Source organism: Amycolatopsis sp. TNS106, assembly GCF_019330265.1.
Classification (GTDB): domain Bacteria; phylum Actinomycetota; class Actinomycetes; order Mycobacteriales; family Pseudonocardiaceae; genus Amycolatopsis; species Amycolatopsis lurida.
On the sequence record NZ_CP024972.1, the window covers coordinates 1,706,344 to 1,728,403 of the forward strand.

Consider the following 22,060-nt stretch of genomic DNA (forward strand, 5'->3'; position numbering starts at 1 on the left):
TGATCATCGTTCCAGACCGCGGCGTCCCGCTCGCGCGAGGATGTCGGCGCCCGCAGGATGGGCTCGGCTGGCTTCGTCGAAACTTTCCTTCGGCAGCACGGTGTTCCCGGCAACGATCACCGTCTCCGGCGGAGTCTCGTAGCCGTCGGGAAGGGCATCCCAGAAGTTGCCGACGAAGGCGACGTTCTCCAGCGGCGGACCCACCTGGAGCACGATCGGGGTGTCGGCCCGGCAGACGATGTTGCCGAGAACGGTGATCCACGCCGCGCCGTAGTCGGCGTACAGCCCGAAGTTGTACGAGGTGAGGACGTCGCGGATGACGTTCCCGCGGACCATCGCCCCACCCGCGAACGACGAGCCCTGAGGGGCCGAGAGATAGATCCCGCCGCCGTCCATCAGCTTCCCCATGCTGCGTTCGACGAGGTTCGAGATCACCTGGGTGCCCTTGGCTCGTTCACCGCCGGTGATCACGATGCCGTTGTGCGGGACGTCGTGGATCTCGTTGTGGGCCACGGTGGTTTCTTCGGACTCGACGACCAGGACGGCGGGGGAGCCGCGGTACTCGGTGCCGATGTGGTGGACGAGGTTGTCCTCGAGGGAGACACGGGTCGCGGAGTGGACGGCGATCCCGCTGCCCGAGATCTCGTCGAAGACATTCGCCCGGACGTCGATGTCGGTGCCCTCTTCGATCAGGAGTGCTCCCGCGCCGAGCCGGGTGAAGTGGTTGCCCTCCACGGTGACCCGGCAAGCCGACGTGAGACTGATGTTGGCGGGCAGCTGGACCGGCTCCGCCGGCACATGGACATAGCCCACGTCGGCACCGAGGTCGATCTTGTGGAATTCGCCCCGCTCGTAGCGGGTGTTGCCGTGATAATGCAGGTAGCCGCCGGTGCGGGTGGGGCCGGACCAGGCCGCGTCGGCGACGGTGAAGCCACGCAGTACGAGGTCGTGCACGCCCTGTCCGTCGATGAGCGTCTCGAGCGCAGGGGCGACGACTCTGGTCTTGCCGATCTCCTCGCCGGGGCGCGGACGGTAGTGCAGCACGTGGCCGCCCCGATCGGTACGGCTGACGGCGAAGGTTCCCGATTCGGTCAGGAAGGCAACGTTGTTTTCGAGCACCGAAGGCGCGGCGAGACCGTCCCAGGTGCCGTCCCCGCCGGCGCCGTACCACTTGGAGTCGTAGAGGGATTTGGCGTGGTCGAACGCGGGCTGGGCCAGGGTGATGGTGGTCGAAGTGGCGTCGCCGGTGATCGACGCGACCGCTAGCCGGGCTTCGGACCACGGGTAGACGCCGGGGTAGACGAACTCCAGGCAGGACGGGTCCGGCCACGCTTGCGGCTCCGCGCTGTCCGTGACGTAACCGGTCGCTGTTTTCGTCACGTTTCCCGGGAGACCGTCGGTGCGGGCCGCGCGGGCGACAGGCCGGCCTTCCACGGTGAGCCGCCGCGGCGCGAGGTCGCCGATGGGCGCGGTCCAGACGCCGTCGTCACCCTCCGTCCATCCGGTGATCTCGCGGCCGCCGCTCAGTTCGACCTCTGCCCGCCCCGGTGTTCCGAAGCCCTCCGCCTGGTAGATCACGCGGAAGCCGTTCGAACCGGAATCACCGAGCGTGTCGTCGAAGACAAGGGGTTCTGCGAGGTGGTGGACACCTGCGCCGAAGGTGACGATGACGTCACCGGTCATTCCGGCGGTGACGGCGCGGACGGCCTTCTGTGCCGCTCTCGGGGTGGCGAACGGCCGATCGGCGGTGCCGGCCCAGTCGTCTCGACCCTCGGTGGACACGAAGAACCTGATTTCAGGCATGCTGAAGCGCTCCTACGGGAGGTTTATCGGATATACTGAGGTTTATCAGCTAAACACGGACGAGTGACAAGCGTCAAGGGAGTGCCGGGTGGTGGAAGACGACACGCAGCCGGATCCGGAGCGTGCGATCGAGCTGCTGTGGGGGACATCCGAGCCGGACCGGCCGGGGTTGAGCCTCGGCCGGATCGTCGCGGCGGCCGTCGAAGTGGCGGACGCGGAAGGGCTGGCGGCCCTGTCGATGCGCAAGGTCGCGGAACGGTTCGGCACCACCACCATGTCGCTCTACCGGTACGTCCCCGGCAAGGCGGAACTGGTCGAACTCATGCGCGACGCCGTCTACGGCAGGTTTCCGATGGAGCCGTCGGACGGGCTCGGCTGGCGGGCCGGCCTCGAACGCTGGGCGCGGCGGGCATGGGAGATGCATCGCCGTCATCCGTGGCTGGTCCACAGCGGCGGGACCCGCCGTCTGCCCGGGCCGAACATCATGGCCGGATACGACCACGCGCTGGACGTGGCTTCACGAACCGGTCTGGCGCCGGCGCAGGTGATCGCGGTGGTGAACCTGGTGGGCGGATTCGTGGATTCCGTCGCACGCCAGGCGGGGGAGACCGCGGAACTTCAGCGGCGTACCGGCGTGTCCCATGAGCGCTGGTGGAGTGAACGCGAGTCGCTCTTCGAGCGGTTGGACCGTTATCCGGCCTTGGAACGCCTGTGGAAGGGCGGGGGGATGGACGCGCCGCTCGATCAGTTCGAGTTCGGACTGCAGCGCACCCTCGACGGCGTACAGGCGTTTATCGAAAGCCAAGAGCGTGAGGTAATGCGTGACGAAACTGGCGGGGGAGAGTGTGCCTCCTGCGGCAAGCCGCTGAACGGGGGAGGGCGGGGCAGGCCTCGGGACTACTGCTCGAGGGCTTGCCAGCAGCGCGCCTATCGCCGACGTCAAGCCGGGTCCTGATTCTCGAACGAGGGTCGTGGTCCGCCCCACGCGGGGCGGACCACGACCGGTCAGGTGAGCAGGTGGTCGAACTCGCCGTTCTTCGCGCCGAGAACGAAGGCCTTGATCTCGTGCGGTTCGAAAACAAGGACGGGGCTGTTCTCGCCGAGCTTCGAATCGCGCACGCCCACGTAACCTTTTACGGAGTCGTTGACTTCGACGCAACCGTTCGCGCCGGCGCTGTAGCTCGATTTCCACCAGCCGGAAAGGCCGAGCAGGGTGGGACGAGAAGAATCATTGTTCATTGAGTTCCCTTGCCAAGTTTTGAATAAAAGACCGTGTCCGCCCAGGATGCTCCGCTTGTGCCTGTAGCCGTTCGAAAGTACTGCGAAATCGGCGGAGGTCTTCGGTGTCCTCGTAATAGAGGCCTTCGCGTCGGTTCTCGACGTACACGGTTCCGGGATCACCGCCGAACTCGGACGGGTAGTCCAAAAGAATGAACCCGCCGTCCGAGGCGCCGTGGGCGCCTGCGGTGAAGGAGAGCACTTGAATGTCGATGTTCGGCCGTTCCGACAATTCGATCAAGTGCTCCAGTTGATCACGCATGACCGCCGGCCCGCCTACTTGGCGGCGTAGGACGCTCTCGTCCAGGATCGACCAGATATGCGGTGCATCCCCAGGGCGGTCCAAGATCTCTTGGCGCGCCATCCGCAAGTCGACCATGGTTTCGAGTTCGGCCTTGTTGTTCCAGCGTCGACCTTCCCGCATGATGGCGAGCGCGTAATCACGAGTCTGGAACAAACCGGGCAGTACGACCAGGTCGACGGTGCTGATCCGAGCGGCACCGGTTTCCAGGCCCAGATAGAGGTTGAACCAGTCGAACACCCCGTGGTCGAAGTTGATCCACCAATCCCGCCCGCGTTTCGCCCGTTTGATCAGGTCACGGAAGAACGGTGCCCGCTCGGGCACTCCGTAGAAATCGAGCAGAACCTCCAGGTCGGCGGGTGCCGGCAGATTTCGCGAGGTTTCGATATGTGCGATGACCGTCGTGGCCTTGCCGATGCGCTCGGCCGCGGCGGCCCGGTCGTAGCCCGCCGCTTCCCGGAGGCGCTTCATCTCGAGCGCGATCCAGCGCTTGATGGCGGTGGGGGTCAGCGTGCCCACGAACTGACCACCTCCCTCAGAGTTTCGTCACGGAAAGTGACCCCAGTATCACCCGTATAGCGCAGAGGGTGCCAGTAGACCGTGGCGAATGTATAGCTCTACATTTAAGCCCTCTACATGAGGGCACTCTACATTGTAGAGCCGAACCCGCCACCGGGCGGGTCGAAACAACGGGAAGGAGGCGGACGTGATGGGTGAGGCCGCGGTCGTCCGGCTCGCTCCCGGCTGGTCGGGGGAGAGGGGGTGTCCGGCGATGATCGAGATCGTGATGGTGGAGCGTGCTGACGCGATCCGCCACGTCTACAGCGGAGACAACGGTTGACCGAGGAGGGGTTCCGGTGCGTCCACGTATCAAAGACGAGCATCGCCCGGTCCGGTTCGGCGACGGTTGGATCCGGATCGGCGGGGAGGTGTTCGGCATCGCCGCCGAGTTGAGGGACTCGGACGGTGCCGTGTGGGCGTTACTGGAACTCCTCGACGGAACTCGAACAGTGAGCCAGGTCGTCGCCGACCTGGCTCGTCTGATCCCCGGCACCTGTCCGGAAGAAGTCACCGACGCCATCGAAAAGCTCGCCGAACTCGGGTACGTCGAGAACGCCGACGAGCCGACTTGTATCGCGCTGACCGAGCGGCAACTCGAACGCCATTCGAGAAGCAGGTCGCTGTACCGGTGGATCGATCTGACGCGAAGAACGTCGAGCTGGGACTTCCAGGTCCTCCTGGCCAGGGCGCGGGTCGTGCTGGTCGGCGTGGGTGGCGTCGGGTGCACGGCGGCATTGAGTCTGGTCATGTCCGGGGTGGGGCGGCTGCACTGCGTCGAACCTGACTTGGTGGAGCTTTCCAATCTGGGGCGCCAGATCCTTTACACCGAAGAACATCTCGGGCTGCCGAAGGTGGACGTGGCGGTGGAGAGGTTGCGTGCGGCCAATTCGGACGTCGAGGTCACCGGGGAAGCGACGCGGATCGAAAACGCGGCTTCGCTGCGGAGGCTGGCCGCCGGCTGTGACGTCTTGATCATGACCGCCGATCATCCCCCGGAGATCCGTACCTGGACGAACCAGGCGTGCGCCGCGACCGGCACGCCCTGGGTATACGGGGGTTACCACGGCCCGCAGGTCAACCTGGGTGTCTACCGCCCGGGCGCGGGGCCGTGCTACGAGTGCGCACGGCTCGCCGAGCGCGATCGTGACGCGGCGCGGCCGCCGCTGGCGACGTGGCGTCCGGCCGCGAGCATCCCGGCGCACGCGGCCAATGCGGTGACGGCCGGTGTCGCGGGCAATCTGGTCGCACACGCGGTGATGCGCCTGATCACCAACGCGCCGAAGCTCGCGCTGAACTGTCAGTACGGCTTCAGTCTCGCCACGATGGACCACAGTTTCGTCACCAGCTTGGAACGGCCGCACGCGGAGTGCGGGACGTGTCTTGCCGCCGGGTGATCGAGTCAGGCGTCCTCGGCCAGTCGTCGTGACACGCTCTGGATCAGCCGGGCCGCCGCGTCACCGGACAGCGCTTCGGTATGCAGCGTGCCGAACATGTGCTCGTACAAGGCGATCTCCTCCGGATCTCTGATCAGGTGCTCGCCTGCGAACAATTCCACCACGACGAGTTCGGCGTCGTAAATGCGGAATCCGTGCAGCGGGGCGATCGGCATGGCCTTGCTGAACGGAAGGATCCGCAGGTCGACAGTGCGCAGGCCGGCCAGTGACCGGAGCCGGTCCAGCTGGCCGAGTTGAGTGTCGAGGTCACCTATCCGGATCCAGAGGGCGGCCTCGCCGATCACCAGCGGCAACGCCTTGCCGGGGTCGTGCAGTTGTGCTTGCCGTTCGATCCGAATGGCCACCATGCGTTCGATGTCGTCCTCCGCGGCGCCCCCTGTACGTACCGGACCTGAGGGGAGGACGAGCAGTTCCCGCATGAAGCCGGGTGTCTGCACCAGGCCGGGAAGCAGTGCCGGTTGGAACGTGGCGACACGGCTCGCGCGCTGCTCTAGTTCGAGGACGGATCGCTGTTTGGTGGCGGCTCCGCCCGGCTTGCGGAACTCGTCGCGGAACGACACCGATTCCACGCGGGCACGTTTGAGCAGTTCGAGAATCGAGTCCTTCTGGTCGTCCGCGCCCGCCGCGGTGAGCCAGTCGGTGATGTCGTCACCGGTCGGGAACTGGACGCCGGTTTCGATCTTGGACACTCGTGATTGGGGCCAGCCCAGCCTTTTGGCGAACTGATTGCCGGACAGGCCGGTGGCCGCCCGGAGCTCGCGGAGTTTCGTGGCGAGCCGGACGCGGTCGGAGCCGGGGTGAGGCGGCGACGTGGGCATGATCTTCTTTCGCAGGGTCGAGGCGAAGCGGAGCTGCTGCTCGTTGCGTGATCATGCTACTCCCGCGCAGCGCTAGAGCGTGAATAGTACACGAATAGACGCATCAGTCATGCATAACTGGCGAATAGAATCGAGCGAGACGAAGTGGCCGGACAAGGGGAGGACCGATGTTCGCCAACTGGATCCAGATCGCCGAACTCGCACTGCTGCCACTGGGCTTGGGAATCGGCTATGCGGCGGGACGGACCTGTCACCGGGAGGAGCGGGCGTCCTTCCATGAGGAAGTCACGATCACCCATCCCGGCTTGGTCGCCGAATATCAGCGCCCGGTCCCGGACGTGGGGGCCGGCTGGAGATCTGCCCGGTAGGCCGAACCCAGGGGAGGGGACACCTCATACGGTTCAAGCCTCCGGGTGGGGGAGGGCGGCGGCAGGCCTCGAAACCCGCGCCGGGGCCTGCCGCCGACGGCCTTCCCAGGCAAGTGTATAACGCCCTATTCAGCCGGGCATCGAACAAGATCATTTTATTTGTTCCCAAAAACCCGCAAAGACTGTCGGGGGTCCTGGCTAGGGTTTCCCGGTGATCACCGAGGTCTTGCTGGAACAGGCTGAAGAAGACGTTCGGACGCCTGTGCTCTTCAAGGGTTTTCTGGAACCCGGGGCACAGGCGGCCCAGTCGCTGCTCGTGCTGGGGAAGGTCGCCCGCACCCGGTTCTGGATGCCACCGTCCATGGTGAACCGGCTCATCGCCGAGTCCGATCCGGTGTTCACCGCGGACGGGACGACGCTGCGTGCGGAGGCCTTTTCTCCATGCTGCGGCGTGTACGCCAGGCTCGACCTGCCGGACGTGGGAGATCTCGGCGAAGGCTGTACGAACGTCGACCTGTCCGACGCGACGCGGACCGTCCTCGCGGCGGTCGTCGCCCAGGACCCTCTCCATCTGACCGTTCGTGGTGAGGGAATCCGCATCCGCACGCTTGACGGGCAGAACGACGAGTCGCAGGTGCCGCTGCCGGATCGGTGGGTGGCGGGTTTCGCCGAAGTCGCGGCTGTCACGAAGGGCGCGGTGGAGAGGGCGAAACTCGACAAGGCGGAGACACGGAACTTCCTGAGGCGGATCCCCACGGTTGTCGGCAGGTCGTGGGCGGTGGTGTCCGGTCGCGGGCTCAGAATGACCTCGCGGCCGGGGCGCGACTCGATCCCGGCGACCGGACTGCATCGGCTGCGAGTGATCGAGCCGCTGATCCGGTTCGCCCAAGGGCTGACCGTCTACACGCGACCGGACAGCGAGGTCTCGACCTGGGTTCTGCGACTGGAACGCGCGCGCTTCGCCGTCACGCTGTCCCCGGAGCCGTCCCGTGGCTTTTCGGGGGAAGGCGGCTGGCTGAACTCGCTGGCCGCCGGTCTCGAAGCGCCGGAGCTGGTCCATGGTCGCGCCGGTCACGACGTCGTCGACGGCACGTGGTTCCCGCGCGAACTCCCGAGCGGGAACGCTCCGGCGAACGGCCGTCTGGCCAAGGCCCGCGAGCTCGTCGCCGCCGGAGCCGTCCGCTTGTTGCCCGACGGTGGCTACGAGATCACGCGTGGCGCTTCTGTACAGCGCGTCCGGCTTTCCCCGGCCGGGTGCACGTGTGCGTGGTGGGCCAAGCACCAGGAGACCCGGGGCCCGTGTTCGCACGTCCTGGCAGCGCGGATGTCATCGGCGGAGTCGTGACGCCGCCTTCGCCGCTTTCGAACTGCCTTTGAAACCCGTCAGCCACTCCTTCGTTTCGGCGCTGATCGTGCCGGCTCCGCGTTCGACGAGGTCCGCGGCGAGTTCCAAGAGCGCGAAGACGCCGCGATGGGAGTGCTCCAGCTTCGGCAGCAAAGTGTCCAGTGTGGACAGAGCGGCCACGGGATGTTCGTTCGCGATGATCGACAACCGGGGAGCCAGCCGGGTCGCGATGAGGGTGGGGCCGAGCACTCCGAACGCCTCGCCGAGTGCCCGGGGGCCGAGCAACCGGCGGTCGAGAAGGGTCAGCACGGCGTCCGTCCCCAGCTGGACGGCGGTGGGGCGTTTCAGCGCGAGGGTGATCGCAAGGAGCGTCGTACCGGGGAAGCCCGGGATCGATGGGCTGTCCAGGAACGGGGGCAGTGCGGTCTTCTCCACGGGATAGCCGAATTCGGTGTCGTTGGAGAACAGGGTTTCGGCGACGGCGGCTTCCAGATGGTCCCGGTCGTAGGGCGAGGCGACCGCTTCGTGGCATTCGGTGAAGCCGAGCCACTCGGGGGCCGAGCCGTCGAAAGGCATACCCAGCCAGGGAGCTTTCGGAGACACCGCTGCCGGGGCCGACTCGATGTCCAGTGAGATGAGGCCGTAGTCGTTGGGGCCGGTTGTCGCCGTCCAGGTGAGCGGCGGTCCGGGTTCGCCGCGGAGCGCGGCGGCGGGGTCGGCGGACTCCGGGTGCCGGGCGCGGGCGGCGGCGAGTGCGACCCAGCCTGTTTCTTCGAGGGCCGGTCCGCCGAGGGCATAGCGGATGCTGTCGGCATACGGCCCGGTGAGTTCAGAGGCGAGCGTAAGAGCTTCTGGCCTGGTGTCCGGAGCGAGCCGGAGGAGGCCGTCGACGACGTCGTCTTCGGCCGCGTCGGGGTGATCGAGCATGCGGGAGACGAAGACGACGGGATCGAGCCAGCCGCCTCGGTGGGTGGCGGCGGAGACGGGCGTGGCGGTGCCTTCGAGCAGGGCGGCGACCCGGTGGTGGAGCGGACGTCTCCAGCCGTCGACCTTGCGTGGGAGCGTCACGTCGCGGCCGGTGAGGCCGAGGACGAGGGTGGCGATCATCTTCGGCACGGCCGCGCTGTATCTCTGGTCGGTGATCCTGGTGGCGCGTTTCACCAGTGGTTTGAGGGCGTCCTGGAGTTCGCCCGCGACACGGTGGGCGCCGTCGAGAGCGGCCAGGAGGAGGTCGGCCTGGTCGGGATCGGCCAGCAGGGAGGAGAGGGCTTCCGCGACCGCGGCCGGGGTGTCGGGGATTTCGAGCGGGATGGTCAAGGTTTTGCGCTGGTCCCACGGTGGCCGCGTGGGTTCGGGGTATTCGGCGGCCTCGATGGCGGGTGCTTCGTCGGGGGTGACGCCGAGCCGGGCGATGGCGACGGCGCGGACGCCGGAGGCCTCGTGGGTGAGTGCCGCTTCGAAGACTTCGTCGGCGAGATCGCTGAGTTCGGGCCGCCGGTCGGCGATGCGGCCGGCGAGTTTGAGCGCGAGTCCGGCGGTGGCCGCGCCGCGTCCGCCCGCTGCCGCGGGGAGGTGCTGGAGTGCGACTTCGTCGTCGAGCGTGCCTTGTTTGTCCACAAGGGACAGCGCTTTGACGGCGAAGGAGACGGTGCGCGGGAGGCCGCTTCCGCACAGGCGGGCGTAGCGGTGTTGTGCCTTCGTGCGCTCGTCCGGGGTGGGGGCGAGTGCTTCGTGGAGCGCGGCGTACCACTGGGCACGGAAGGCGGCGAAGTCGCGGGCGAGGATGTCGAGGGTGAGGTCGAGCAGTCTGGCTCGGTCGATTTCACCGGTCTCGGTGAGTTCGAGCAGCGCGGTCGACCACTTGTCCTCGTCGCGGACGTACTTGTCGAAGGCGGCGAAGCTGGCGTCTCCGTTGCCTTCGGTCGCGAGCAGTTCCCAGAGTTCGGTGAGGGCTTCCGGTTCGGTCCGGAGTCGCTGGGCCAGGGGTTCGCCGCGGAATCGTCCGGCCCAGCGGAACCAGCCGGCGTGGTACTCCGGTGTCCGGATGGGTTCGAGGTCGCCGTCGAGGATCATGCGGCGGATGGCTTCCCATGCGGTCTGGTGGCCGATCATGCGCAGGGCGATCGTCTTGCGTTCGGCGAGTGGCCGGTCTTGCAGGACGCGTTCGAGGATCGTGGGTGAGGCGATCCAGAGTTTGCGGAGCAGGGGGTCGCTTGCGGGGAGGGCGGCCCAGAGCGCGGTGGCGGCTTGCTGGCCTCTGAGCGGGTTGCGGGCGCCGTAGGTGTTGGGCTCGATCTCGATGAACTCGCTGCTGTCCTTGAACGCGGCCAGGAGTTCGGGGATGAGGGCTTTCCGCTCGGCGCGGGAGAGCTCGAGGGTCCGGGTGAGGACTTCCGAGGGCTGGCCGGTGAGGAGCGCGTTCAGCTGCACGAGGTCAACTTAGCGGCCTGCCGGTCTCGTGCGTGGTAAGTGCCGTTTTTCCGGTTCCTGGAGTCCGTGAAGGCCTCCTTGAGAGACTCTGGGTCCCTCAAGGAGGCCTTCACGGACTGGACAGAGGACGGGGGACGCGGCCGCCGTCGTGAGGTGGTGCAGGCTCAGATGAGGCCGAGCTTCTTCACCGCGTCGCGCTCTTCGGCCAGCTCGTTGACCGAAGCGTCGATGCGGGCGCGCGAGAAGTCGTCGATCTCCAGGCCCTGGACGATCTTGTACTCGCCGTTCGCGGCGGTGACCGGGAACGAGGAGATCAGGCCCTCCGGGACACCGTAGGAACCGTCGGATACGACCGCCGCCGAAGTCCAGTCACCCTCGGGGGTGCCGTTGACCCAGGTGTACACGTGGTCGATCGCGGCGGAGGCCGCCGACGCCGCGGAGGACAGGCCGCGGGCCTCGATGATCGCCGCGCCGCGCTTGGCGACGGTGGGGATGAAGTCGTCGGCCAGCCACTGCTGGTCGGTGATGACCTCGGTCGCGGGCTTGCCGGACACCTCGGCGTGCGCGATCGACGGGTACTGGGTCGCGGAGTGGTTGCCCCAGATCGCGACCTTCTTCAGCTCGGTCACCGGCACGCCCAGCTTCTTCGACAGCTGCGCGAGGGCGCGGTTGTGGTCGAGGCGGGTCATCGCGGTGAAGCGGTCGGCCGGGACGTCGGGCGCGTGCGCCTGCGCGATGAGGGCGTTGGTGTTGGCCGGGTTGCCGACCACGAGGACCTTGATGTCGCTCGCCGCGCCGGCGTTGATGGCCTCACCCTGCGGCTTGAAGATGCCACCGTTGGCCTCGAGCAGGTCGCCGCGCTCCATGCCCTTGGCGCGGGGACGGGCGCCGACGAGCAGGGCGACGTTCGCGCCCTCGAAGGCCTGCTTCGGGTCGTCGAAGATGTCGATGCCCGACAGCAGCGGGAACGCGCCGTCTTCGAGTTCCATCGCGGTGCCCTCAGCCGCCTTGACCGCCTGCGGGATCTCCAGGAGCCGCAGCTTCACCGGGGTGTCCGGGCCGAGCAGCTGACCGGACGCGATGCGGAAGAGCAGCGCGTAGCCGATCTGGCCGGCCGCACCGGTGACGGTGACGTTGACAGGGGCTTGGGTCATTGCGGTTCTCCAGCTTGAGGCGACATCGACTTGTACCGCGATGCTAGTCCTGTCCCGAGTCGCCGTTCGGGTGCGTCCAGTCACTGTTTTCTTGATCGATGCGGTCCGCGGCCGCGTCACGCCGCCGGGTGACCCGGCTCACGCGATCCGGCGCATCGGTACGCCGGGGGCGAGCGGCGGAAACGGCCTGTCTCTCCGAAATCGTCAACGGCGAACCCGCGAAAGCCTTTTCCATATCGTGCGAAGTGAATGGTGTTTTCCGGGGGCAACGGTGTTCCTCTTGGATCCGGAAAACGGTTACAGACCATAACCGCATTTCATGAACCGATTGCCGGGAGGTTTGCGTCCGATCGGCGGGCGGCATCGTGAAGATCGTTTCGCTAACATGAGTCCGCCCAGTTCCCCGCCCCCCGTGTGAAAGTTTTCGGGAAGGACCCCATGCTCAGCGCAATGGTTGCCGCCGTATCGCTTTTCTCGTCGATAATAACACCGAACAGCATGTCCCCGCCGCCGGGACCGCCGCCCGACCGCGTCGTCATCGACGTCGTGACCGTCAACGGTTCCGGATGTCCTCCGGGGTCTTCCGCGGTCGCCGTCGCCAAGGACAACACCGCGTTCACCGTCACCTACAGCGAATACACCGCTCAGGTCGGCGTCGGCGCGAAACCCACCGACTTCAGGAAGAACTGCCAGCTGAACCTCAACATCCACGTTCCGCAGGGGTTCACCTACGGCATCGCCAGTGCGGATTACCGCGGTTTCGCCCATCTCGAATCCGGCGCGAAGGCGCTCCAGCGGGCGAATTACTACTTCCAGGGGAATTCGCCGACCGCGCATGTCAGTCATCCCGTCAACGGGCCGGTTTCGGACAACTGGCAATTCCGTGACGAGGCCGAGGGTGGCGTCATCATCTACAAGCCCTGCGGCGAGGATCGGAACCTCAACGTGAACACGGAACTGAGGGTCGGCGCCGGTTCGTCGGATCCGAAGAAGACCACCAGTTTCATCACGATGGACTCGACCGACGGCGCGTTCAAGACCACCTACCACTTCTCGTGGAAGACCTGTCCGACCTCCTGACCTCTGTTCCCGGGTGACGGCCTGCTTCCTGGTCCGGAAGAAGGCCGTCCCACCCATGCCCCGGTCAGGGTCTTGGCTGCCCTGAACGAGGGGTTTCACCGCTCGCCGCCGCCCGTCCGGCGGCGGCGAGCCGTCTCGACGACCTCATTTTCGGCGGTCACCCTCGCTCGGTGACCGAAACCGTTTCCGCCCGATCGGCGGCCGACCCGGAGAAGAACGTCTCGCTGACCTCGAATCCGCCCGGATCCGCCGTGTGGAAGCTTTGGGAAGGATCCCATGCTCAACGCGCTGGTTGCTGCCGTAACGCTTTTCTCTTCGACCATCACCCCGAACGCCTGGGTGCCGCCCCCGCTGCCGTCCGACAAAATAGTCATCGACGTCGTGACCGTCAACGGAACCGGATGCAGACCCGGTACCGCGGCTGTTTCCGTTTCACCGGACAACACCGCGTTCACCGTCACCTACAGCGAATACACCGCCCAGGTCGGCGTCGGCGCGAAACCCACCGATCTGCGCAAGAATTGCCAGCTCAACCTGTACGTCCACGTGCCGCAGGGATTCACCTACGGCATCGCGGGCACCGATTACCGCGGCTTCGCCTCTTTGGCCGCGGGCGCCACCGGACTGGAACGGGCCAACTACTACTTCCAGGGCAATTCCCCGACGTCCTATGTGAATCACAGCCTCAAAGGCCCGTTCGAGGACAACTGGCAGTTCACCGACAACATCGAAGTCGGCGCCATCGTCTACAAGCCCTGCGGTGAGGACCGGAACTTCAACATCAACACGGAGCTGCGGGCCGGGGTCGGCACTTCCGATCCGAAGAAGACCACCAGTTTCGTCACGATGGATTCGACCGACGGTTCCATCAAGACCACGTACCACTTCTCGTGGAAGAATTGCCCCAAACCGAAGAGCTGACCCCTGACGGCTCGTGAGTGGTAAGGACGGTTCTAACCGTCCTTACCACTCACGACTTGCCGGAGGGCTCCGGGTCGGTGGCCTCGACCCCGAACACGCGGCCCAGCGCGATGACCGTCTCGTCGAGGTGCCCAAGGCTGGTGAGCACCGAACGCGCCCGCGGATCGTCGATCCGGTCCGCCACCGGCGTGCCGTCGTCCCGGATCAGCGTCCCGTGCCCCGATGCGCCGGGGTCCCCGATCGCCTTCCTCAGTATCGCGGTGTTCTCCCGGATCCGTCCGGTGTACAGCAGCAGCCGGTCCGCCTCGTTGAGCAGGAGACCGGGCTGGGACCGGGCCGCGACGTGGCGGGCGCGGAAGGCGATCGTCTCCACGGTCGTGAGCACGTGCCAGCCGTAGTCACGACGGCTGCTGAGATTGACCGGATGGGTGAGCGGCTCGATCGTCGTGCGGACCTTGTCCACGGCCCGGTCCAGGTCACGGGACTTCTCGATGACGCTCACGTTCTCCGCGCCGGACAGCAGCACCGCCGCCTTCTCGACGAACTCGTCCAGTTCCTCCAGCAGTGCCGAGACGTCGTCGAGCATCACCGCCCGGGTTCGCACCGGCACGATCACCACCGCCGCCAGCACCCCGGCCGCCGCGCCGACGGCGGTCTCCGCGACCCGGATCCACAGCACCTCGATGCTGAACGTCCCCAGCAGGCTGTACAGCAGCCCGAGCATGCTGGTGATGAAGAACGCCATGATCACCTGCGACACCCGCGCCATGTAGACCATGCCGAACACGCACACCAGGATCAGCGCCAGCGTCGCCGGCACGCTGCCCGACACCAGCAGCGTCAGCACCAGCCCGCCCACGATCCCGATCAGCGTGCCGCCGAGCCGCCGGACACCCTTGACGAACGTCGCCCCCGCGGTCGACGAGCCGATGAACACCACGAACACGGTCAGCACGGCCCAGTACCACCGCTGGCTCGACACCAGCTCCCCGCCGAGCACGGCCAGCCCGCCGCCCACCACGGCCTGGATGGCGCTGCGCGTCTGGTTGTCGTAGGCGAACGCCGACGACTTCTCCTCCTCGGGGTCTTCGGGATCGTCGGCGGCATCGGAGACGTCGTGCTCGGCCACTCGCTGTGCGCGCACGTCGGCCAGTGCGAGTTCGGCGAGCGCGCGGCGGACGCCGTCACCGGGCGCGGCGTGCTCGTCGATCCGGCTGCCTTCCACCAGCATCTTGCTGAACTCTTCGGTCTCGCTGATCAGCGGCAGCTCTCGCGGGTCGCGTTCGATCAGCGACCGGAAGCGCCGCATCCGCGCGATCAGATCGTCGCGGACGTCGTCGTCGAGGTCTTCGGCACAGGTGCGCTGCACTGTGATCGTCAGCCACTGCACCGCCAGCTCGACCTCGATCGCCCGGCGGCGGAGCCGGTTCACCGAATCCGCTCCGGTCACCTCCGGTGCGGTGTCCTCGATGAGCAGGACGGACTCGTGCATCCGGGCGTTCGTCCTGCGGAGCCGTTTGCGAGTGCGCTCGCTGCCGCCCACCGCGAGGTGGTCCTCGGCCGCGCGTACCACCGCGGCGAGCCGGGCCCGGAACGCCCGCCGGATCCTGAGGAACTCCGCGTCGGTGTGCCTGCGCAGCAGGACGAACCGGACCACCGCGTTGGCCGCGATCCCGATGGTCAGCGCCAGCAGCAGCGCCGGGACCTGTTTCAAATGCGTCTGCAGGAACATCGCGAAGAAGAACAGGAAGAACGACAGCGAGCCCAGGGCGATGCCGCGCGAGCCGAACCGCTGGGCGTAGACCGCGACGAAGATCAGCAGGACGAACACGATGCTGTCGAGCGGCGGCACCGCCGATCCCACGCTCGCCGCGGTGAGCGACGCCGCGCCGAGCACGAGCCCCAGCACCAGCGTCACCGCCTGCTTACCCGGGGTCTCGTCGTTGACGGTGAAAGCGGAGGTCATCGCGGCGATCGCGGCGACGAGGGTGACCGTGAGGGGCTGGTGGAACGGCAGGATCGCCAGCACCGCGACGATGATGCTGAGGACGGCCGAGAAGCCGAGCCGGAGCCGGACCAGGCCCGGATCGGAGGCGACCAGACGATCGGTCGTGGCCTGGGTGATGCGGGTGATCATCGGGCGAGCAGCTCTCCTTGGGCGAGGGTGACCCGCCGGGCGGTGGACGAGGTGACGCGAAGACGGTATCGGGCGTGCCGCGCCGGCCCGCCGAGGGCGAACGGCCGCGTCTGACGGCGCCACCGGAACTTCTCGCCCTCACGCCGGTCCAGCAGCGTCCAGTGCTCGCCGTCGTCGGATCCCTCCAGCACCCACGAACGCGGATCGCCTCCGCGACTGCCCGAGGTCAGCGTGTACATCACCACCTCCCGCGACCCGTCCTCGACGGGGAACTCGATGACAGGATGACGCTCGGGGAAGGTGGCCTCGGTCTTGGTGGTGTCGTCGAACAGCGGGCCGGCGGGCACCGTGATGTCCGTGAGCGGTCGCGGGTCGGCGGGCTCGGCGGGAGAGCGCCCCCACTCCGACGGCTGCTCGCCCATCGTGAACCTCAGCACGGCGCCCTCGGCGAGGGCGGAATGCGCGAGTGTGCCGCTGTCGTGCGGACGTCCGTCGATCGTGAGCTCTTGGACGTACACGGTGTCGGCGGTGTTGCCGGGCGCCTCGACGACCAGGTCCTTCCCGTTCTCAAGATGGACGGTGGCCTTGGTGAACAGCGGCGCGCCGATCACGTACTCGGGGCTGCCCATCGCCAGCGGGTAGAACCCGAGCGCGGCGAAGACGTACCAAGCGGACATCTCGCCGTTGTCCTCGTCGCCCGGATAGCCCTGGCCGAGGTCGCTCCCGACGTAGAGCCTCCGCAGGACCTCCCGCACGATCCGCTGCGTCTTGGCGGGCGCGCCCGCGTAGTGGTAGATCCAGGGGATGTGGTGGGACGGCTGGTTGGAATGCCCGTACTGTCCCATCCGGACGTCGCGAGCCTCGGTCATCTCGTGGATCAGCCCGCCGTAGGAGCCGGGTTTGCGGCCGGTCTCCGGGGTCGCGAAGAAAGTGTCCAGTTTGGACTCCAGGGCTTCGGTGCCGCCGTGCAGGGCGGCGAGCCCGGCGGCGTCGTGGGGCACCGAGAAGGCCGTGTTCCAGGAGTTCGTTTCGGTGAAGTCGCCGCCCCACGCCTCGGGGTCGTAGCCCTCGGGGGCGAAATGGCGGCTGCCGTCACGGTTGCGGCCCTGGAAGAACCCGATCAGGTGGTCGAAGTGGTTCGCGTAGTGCTGTGAACGCTGCCGGAAGTATGCGGCGTCGTCGTCATGTCCGAGTGCCTCGGCGAAATTGGCCAGGCCGAAGTCGTTGATGCAGCCTTCCAGTGCCCAAGACAGACCTTCGTGGACCGACGTCGGCGTGAAGCCGAGGAAGATCGACTCGTGGAGGCCCTTGCGGCCGACGCTCTGCCCGCGTGGGGTCACCGTCGCGTTCTTCAGCGCCGCTTCGTAGGCGGCCTCGACGTCGAATCCGCGTACGCCTTTGAGGTACGCGTCGGCGAACGCGACGTCGGAGCTGGTGCCGGTCATGAGATTGGCGTAGCCGGGGGAGGACCAGCGCGAGATCCAGCCGCCTTCGCGGTACTGCTGGACGAATCCGTCGATCATCCGCCCGCACCTGCCGGGTGTGAGCAGGGCATACGCCGGCCACGTGGTGCGGTAGGTGTCCCAGAAGCCGTTGTTGACGTACATCTCGCCGTCCACGACCTTCGCGCCGGTCTTGGTGCGCGTGCTGGGCCAGAGGCGGCGGATGACCGGGCTCGCGTGACGGACACCCTTCGGCGTGACTTCGTGCGCGGAGTTCGGATACAGGAACAGCCGGTAGAGGTTCGAGTAGAACGTGGTGCGCTGGTCCTCGGTCGCGCCCTCGATCTCGACGCGGTCCAGCACCTCGGCCCACCGCACGCGGGCCTGGTCACGGACCTGCTCGAAGCTCGTACCCGCCGGGATCTCCTGGTCGAGGTTCCGCTTGGCCTGCGCGAGGCTGATCAGCGACGTCGCGATCCGCATCGTCACCTCGCCCGCGGCGAACTCCAGGAAACCGGTCACCGTGCGCCACATCGGGCGCCGGATCCTTCCGCCGGATTCGGCGGGGACGTCGAACTCGGCATGGACGAACATCCGCCGTGCCCCGGTCGACAACCTGCTGCGCACCCAGGTGTGGCCGGTCACGACGCCGTTCGCCGCGTCGAGCCGCAACCCGCCCCGGTTGCGGGCGTTGTCGAACAGCAGCCAGCCTCGATCACCCGGGAAGGTGAAGCGGAACAGCGCCGCGTGATCCGCCGGGGCGATGTCGGTGGTGACGCCGTTGGCGAACCGGACACCGTAGTGATGCGGCCGGTCGACTTCGTTGTCATGGGAGAACGCGAGCGCGCGCCGGGCCCGGTCGGCCTCGACCGGACCGATCCCCGGCATCACCTGGAAGGTGTGCCGGTCACCCATCCACGGGCTCGGCTGATGCGACAGCGCGAACGCCTGCAGTGCCGGACGGTTCGCGGAGTCGTTGTGGCGGTGGTAGCTGTAGATCCAGTTAGTGGCGCCCGCGTCGGTGACCGGGGTCCAGAAGTTGAAGCCGTGCGGGACCGCGGTCGCGGGGAAGTTGTTGCCCCGGGAGAACTTGTCGCTGGAATGCGTGCCGCGGGTGGTGCGGACGTGGTCGACCGGCTCGCGGATCTCGATCGCGCGTTCGGAGATCCGGACGTCGTCGACCCAGCCCGCGCTCTCGCCGTCCGGCGGCTCGCTGACCAGGACGATCCGGGCGATTCGCCGTCCGGCGAACTCGCCAAGCCGGCGGCGCACGAGATTCCACTGGTCCACGTACAGCGTCTTGTCCAGCCCCTGCTCCGTGGCGCTGAACCCGGCCGACGTCCCGTCGGCGAACTCGACGTCCAGCGCCGCGAAAGTGCCCCGGTAGTCGGTTCCGGCTTCGGGAAAGACCACATAGGACAGTTCGGTGTCGCCGGTGACCTCGACGTCCACTTCGAACACGGTCGCGCGCAACGTGTTCTCGTAGCGAAGGGCGTGCGCGCCGGTGAACCCGACACCGGCCTTCGCGGTCGGCGACGACGCCGGGCCAGTGCCGACGCGCAGGGCCGGATCCACCGGCTGCGGATCACCCGTTTCGAAAGAGGAGAAGAACCCGGTGATCGTCACCAGGCCACCGTAACTCGGACGCGTGAGCGCGGCTCGGTGTGCCGCATCCGGAGGACTAAACGCGTGAGGAAAGGAACTCCTCGAACGTGCCGGAGGCGGTCGCGTTCTCCGGTGTCAGGTTGCCGCCCGCCCGGAACGCCCGCGCCGCCCTGCCCGGCAGCCACAGCGACACGATCGGCTTCCGGCGCCCCACCGATCGCTGATACGCCTCCGCCAGGTCACGGGCGCTCCGCACTTCGGGGCCGCCCATGTCCGGCACCCGCCCCGACGGCTCGCCGGACACCAGCTCGACCAGCCTGTCCGCGACATCGGCGGTGCTGACCGGCTGGAACCGGAACCCCGACGGCATGAACGTCACCGGCAGCCGCCGCTGCGCCGACGACGCACGCGCGACGAGCTCGTGAAACTGCGTCGCGCGCAGCACCGTCCACGGCAGACCGGACTCTTCGATCACCTTTTCCGAGGCCAGCTTCTCGTCGTAGTAGAAGAACCGGATCACGTCGATTCCGACGATCGAGATGTACACCAGATGCGGATCGCCCGCCCGCCGCGCCGCCTCGACCAGGTTCCGCGTCACCCGCTCGTCCCCTCGGCCCAGCGTCGACGCGCAATGGATGATCGCCGAGACACCCTCGACCGCCTCGGCGAGGCCGTCACCGGTCTTCAGATCGCACCGCGCCCATTCGTTCGGCTCCTCGGCGGGACGCGGTCGCCTGCTCATGATCCGGACCGGCCGGCCTTCGGCCACCAGCCGCCGCACGACCTCGCGGCCGAGGTCGCCGGTACCGCCGGTCACCAGAATCGGGTTCGTCACGTTGTCCTCCGTTCACGAGAGCTTCCACCCTCGAGAACCGGCGGGCTACCCGGAACGTGACAACTGTCCCGAAAGGAACGCGAGTTTCTCCGGATTCGCGACCGCGCGGAGCCCCCGGATCCGGCCGTCCACCACCTCGAACCCGAGGATGCCGTAGAGGACGTCACCGGCCGTCGCGACCACGGCCGGGCCGCCGTTGACCTCGAGGATCTCGATCGACACCGGCCCGACGCCGGCGAACATCCCGGCGTACAGCCGCGCGACCTTCGCCGCGCCGTGCACCGGACGCCGGGCAGCGGTGGCCTTGCCGCCACCATCCGACCACGCGGTAACGTCGGCGGCCAGTAAGCTCTCCAAAGCGGGCAAATCGCCGTCCCGCGCCGCCGACAGGAAGCTCTCGACCAGTTCCTCGAGCTGTCGCGGGTTCGAAACCCGTCGCTCGTCCGATCGGTCCAGCGCCCGTCGCGCGCGGCTGTGCAGCTGGCGCGAGTTGACCTCGGAGACGTCGAGGATCCCGGCGATCTCGCGATGGCTGTAGGCGAAGGCCTCCTTCAACACGAACACCGCACGCTCGACCGGGCCGAGCTGCTCCAGCAACACCAGCATCGCCAGCGACACCGACTCCCGCTGCTCCGCCGTCTCCAGCGGACCGAGCGCGTCGTCCGAGGTCAGGACCGGTTCGGGCAGCCATGGCCCGACGTAACGCTCCCGCTGAGCCCTGGCCGAGGTCAGCCGGTTCAGGCAGAGATTGGTGACCACCTTCGCCAGCCACGCCCGCGGCGACGCGATCGACCCGCGTTCGGCACCCGCCCACTTCGGGTAGGCGTCCTGAACGACGTCTTCCGCCTCCGCCGCCGAACCGAGCAGACGGTACGCCAGGCCGAACATGGCGGGCCGCAGCCGCTCGAACTCCGTGGCGTCGTCCATCATCCCCTGCGAATCCCTTGTGGTCCACTGTGGACACATCAGTGCTGACGTCCACCGTGACTGTATCGTGGGGGGCGCTTGCGGCCCGGCTATGATCGGGATATCGGGGTAGAAACGTGCCCGCCGTACCGGGCACGCGCATACGCGGTATCGAACGAACCGTCACTCCTTCACCTCGAAGGAGTACGTGATGCGTTCCCCTGTCCCAAGCCCCTCACTGGCCGGGAAATGGCCCGCATTGGCCGGGCTCTCGGCCGTTTTCCTGGTCGAGATGCTCGACAACTCGATCCTCAACGTCGCGTTGCCGACCATCGGCCGTGAGCTCTCCGCCTCGACGACCACCCTGCAATGGGTGACCGGCGCCTACTCCGTCGTATTCGGCGGCTTGATGCTGGCGTTCGGCGCGCTGGCCGACCGGGTGGGCAGGCGCAAGATCATGCTCACCGGGCTCGTCCTGCTCGGAGCGGCGAGCCTGGCCACGCCGCTCGTCACCGCCGCATGGCAGCTCATCGCCGTCCGGGCGCTCATGGGTGTCGCGGCCGCGATGACGACCCCGGGCTCACTCGCCCTCGCGTTCCGCCTGTTCGACGAGGACGTGCTGCGTGTCCGCGCGACCACACTGATCTCGACCGTGGGCCTGATCGGCCTCGCCGTCGGCCCCACCGCCGGAGGGCTGGTACTCACGGTCGCGCCGTGGCAGGCGCTGCTGCTGGTGAACGCGCCGATCGCCGCGCTCGCGTTCCTCGGCATCCGGGCCGGTATCCCCGCCGACGATCCCGCCGGCCTGCACCGCGATCCGATCGACATCGCCGGCGCGGCGCTGGGAACCGCGACGATCGTCCTCGCGCTGCTCGCCCCGACGCTTTTCGTGGAAGCGGGCACCGCCTCGGCTCTGCCCTGGGGCACCGCCGTGGCCGCGCTCGCCGCAGGAACCTGCTTCGTCTTCCGCGAGAAGACCGCCCGGCACCCGTTGCTCGACCTGAAACTCATCGCCTGCCCGCTCGTGTCCAGCGGCCTGGCGCTCAAAGCCGCGGCGGGGCTGGCGACCGCCGGGCTCGGGTACCTCGTGACACTGCAACTCCAGTTCGGGCTCGGCTGGACACCCACCCAAGCGGCGCTGGGGATGCTGCCCCAGGTCGTCGTCCTCCTCGCCGGCGGCGCCCTCATCGGTCCGCTGATCACCCGCGTCGGTCTTACCAAGGCCGCCTGGCTCAGCGCCGCCGCGGTGGTGTGCGGGCTCGCGGTCTACACCGTGTTCGGCGGGCTCGGCTACGCCTGGACAGCCGTCGCGCTCGCCCTCGTCGCGGCGGGGATGCGCGTGGTCGGTGTCGTGGCGGGCACCAACGTCATGCGCGGCCTGCCCTCGAACCGGACCACCATCGGAGCCGCGCTCGTCGACACCGTCGGCGAGGTCACGACCGGGATCGGTATCGCGCTCAGCGGCACCATCCTCGCGCTGGTCTTCCCCGGCGCGTTGACCGCGGCTCGGCAGTCGGCCGATTTCCCGGCGGCGATCACCTACGCCGGGCTCGCGCTCACCCTGCTGTCCGCCGTCATCGTCGGTTTCGGCATCCTCCGCGGCCGCAAGTAGGTGACGAATT

Annotated in this window: 18 protein-coding genes; 8 read left to right on the forward strand and 10 right to left on the reverse strand. The window is 67.6% G+C overall.

Annotation, left to right across the window (positions count from 1 at the left end):
• Positions 1-3 precede the first annotated feature (3 nt).
• A complete protein-coding gene (locus CVV72_RS07675) occupies positions 4-1,803 on the reverse strand; it encodes a right-handed parallel beta-helix repeat-containing protein (protein ID WP_219151707.1) in 1,800 nt (599 codons plus the stop codon).
• 88 nt (positions 1,804-1,891) lie between these two features.
• On the opposite strand from CVV72_RS07675, the gene CVV72_RS07680 reads away from it, so the two are divergent.
• Positions 1,892-2,758: a TetR/AcrR family transcriptional regulator gene (locus CVV72_RS07680; RefSeq protein WP_219151708.1), complete on the forward strand. Its 867-nt coding sequence runs from the start codon at positions 1,892-1,894 to the stop codon at positions 2,756-2,758.
• Positions 2,759-2,808: 50 nt separating this feature from the next.
• On the opposite strand, the gene CVV72_RS07685 is transcribed toward CVV72_RS07680, so the two are convergent.
• Both CVV72_RS07685 and CVV72_RS07690 read right to left on the reverse strand, forming a co-directional pair.
• Complete coding sequence (locus CVV72_RS07685; RefSeq protein WP_219151709.1) at positions 2,809-3,042, reverse strand: DUF397 domain-containing protein; 234 nt, start codon at positions 3,040-3,042, stop codon at positions 2,809-2,811.
• Positions 3,032-3,901 carry a DUF5753 domain-containing protein gene (locus CVV72_RS07690; protein WP_219151710.1) on the reverse strand — a complete coding sequence of 290 codons (870 nt, stop codon included), beginning with the start codon at positions 3,899-3,901 and terminating at the stop codon, positions 3,032-3,034. The genes CVV72_RS07685 and CVV72_RS07690 overlap by 11 nt, the downstream gene beginning before the upstream one ends.
• A 190-nt stretch (positions 3,902-4,091) precedes the next feature.
• Here CVV72_RS07690 and CVV72_RS41525 point away from each other — a divergent pair, with 190 nt between their 5' ends.
• Both CVV72_RS41525 and CVV72_RS07695 read left to right on the forward strand, forming a co-directional pair.
• A complete protein-coding gene (locus CVV72_RS41525) occupies positions 4,092-4,223 on the forward strand; it encodes a hypothetical protein (protein ID WP_255632574.1) in 132 nt (43 codons plus the stop codon).
• A gap of 16 nt (positions 4,224-4,239) precedes the next feature.
• Complete coding sequence (locus CVV72_RS07695; RefSeq protein ID WP_219151711.1) at positions 4,240-5,337, forward strand: ThiF family adenylyltransferase; 1,098 nt, start codon at positions 4,240-4,242, stop codon at positions 5,335-5,337.
• A 5-nt stretch (positions 5,338-5,342) separates the two neighbouring features.
• Here the strand turns inward: CVV72_RS07695 and CVV72_RS07700 are convergent, their stop codons facing one another.
• Positions 5,343-6,215 carry a helix-turn-helix transcriptional regulator gene (locus CVV72_RS07700; RefSeq protein WP_219151712.1) on the reverse strand — a complete coding sequence of 291 codons (873 nt, stop codon included), beginning with the start codon at positions 6,213-6,215 and terminating at the stop codon, positions 5,343-5,345.
• A 167-nt stretch (positions 6,216-6,382) separates the two neighbouring features.
• On the opposite strand from CVV72_RS07700, the gene CVV72_RS07705 reads away from it, so the two are divergent.
• Together CVV72_RS07705 and CVV72_RS07710 are read left to right on the forward strand one after the other, a co-directional pair.
• Complete coding sequence (locus tag CVV72_RS07705) at positions 6,383-6,583, forward strand: hypothetical protein (RefSeq protein WP_219151713.1); 201 nt, start codon at positions 6,383-6,385, stop codon at positions 6,581-6,583.
• A 211-nt stretch (positions 6,584-6,794) separates the two neighbouring features.
• Positions 6,795-7,928, forward strand: coding sequence for an SWIM zinc finger family protein (locus CVV72_RS07710; RefSeq protein WP_219151714.1), 1,134 nt, complete (start codon positions 6,795-6,797; stop codon positions 7,926-7,928).
• Here CVV72_RS07710 and CVV72_RS07715 read toward each other — a convergent pair.
• Complete coding sequence (locus CVV72_RS07715) at positions 7,911-10,358, reverse strand: DUF6493 family protein (RefSeq protein ID WP_219151715.1); 2,448 nt, start codon at positions 10,356-10,358, stop codon at positions 7,911-7,913. The two genes, CVV72_RS07710 and CVV72_RS07715, sit on opposite strands and share 18 nt — an antisense overlap.
• A gap of 164 nt (positions 10,359-10,522) precedes the next feature.
• A complete protein-coding gene (locus tag CVV72_RS07720) occupies positions 10,523-11,512 on the reverse strand; it encodes a malate dehydrogenase (protein WP_125787678.1) in 990 nt (329 codons plus the stop codon).
• 498 nt (positions 11,513-12,010) lie between these two features.
• Between CVV72_RS07720 and CVV72_RS07725 the strand changes: the two genes are divergently transcribed.
• Both CVV72_RS07725 and CVV72_RS07730 read left to right on the forward strand, forming a co-directional pair.
• Positions 12,011-12,592: a DUF4360 domain-containing protein gene (locus CVV72_RS07725; RefSeq protein ID WP_370641950.1), complete on the forward strand. Its 582-nt coding sequence runs from the start codon at positions 12,011-12,013 to the stop codon at positions 12,590-12,592.
• A gap of 276 nt (positions 12,593-12,868) precedes the next feature.
• Entirely contained in the window at positions 12,869-13,513 is a 645-nt protein-coding gene (locus CVV72_RS07730; RefSeq protein WP_219151717.1) for a DUF4360 domain-containing protein, read from the forward strand.
• Positions 13,514-13,562: 49 nt separating this feature from the next.
• Here the strand turns inward: CVV72_RS07730 and CVV72_RS07735 are convergent, their stop codons facing one another.
• Genes CVV72_RS07735 through CVV72_RS07750 form a run of 4 tightly spaced genes read right to left on the reverse strand, consistent with a single transcriptional unit; the run spans position 13,563 to position 20,459 of the window.
• The gene (locus CVV72_RS07735; RefSeq protein WP_219151718.1) at positions 13,563-15,650 is read right to left on the reverse strand and encodes an FUSC family protein; all 2,088 of its coding nucleotides are present in this window, start codon (positions 15,648-15,650) and stop codon (positions 13,563-13,565) included.
• Positions 15,647-18,718: a GH92 family glycosyl hydrolase gene (locus CVV72_RS07740; protein WP_219151719.1), complete on the reverse strand. Its 3,072-nt coding sequence runs from the start codon at positions 18,716-18,718 to the stop codon at positions 15,647-15,649. The genes CVV72_RS07735 and CVV72_RS07740 overlap by 4 nt, the downstream gene beginning before the upstream one ends.
• A 55-nt stretch (positions 18,719-18,773) precedes the next feature.
• The gene (locus CVV72_RS07745) at positions 18,774-19,532 is read right to left on the reverse strand and encodes an SDR family oxidoreductase (protein ID WP_219151720.1); all 759 of its coding nucleotides are present in this window, start codon (positions 19,530-19,532) and stop codon (positions 18,774-18,776) included.
• 45 nt (positions 19,533-19,577) lie between these two features.
• Positions 19,578-20,459, reverse strand: a complete 882-nt coding sequence (locus CVV72_RS07750) for an RNA polymerase sigma-70 factor (protein ID WP_219153861.1) — start codon at positions 20,457-20,459, stop codon at positions 19,578-19,580.
• A 190-nt stretch (positions 20,460-20,649) separates the two neighbouring features.
• Here CVV72_RS07750 and CVV72_RS07755 point away from each other — a divergent pair, with 190 nt between their 5' ends.
• Positions 20,650-22,050, forward strand: coding sequence for an MFS transporter (locus tag CVV72_RS07755; protein WP_219151721.1), 1,401 nt, complete (start codon positions 20,650-20,652; stop codon positions 22,048-22,050).
• The last annotated feature ends 10 nt before the right edge of the window (positions 22,051-22,060 follow it).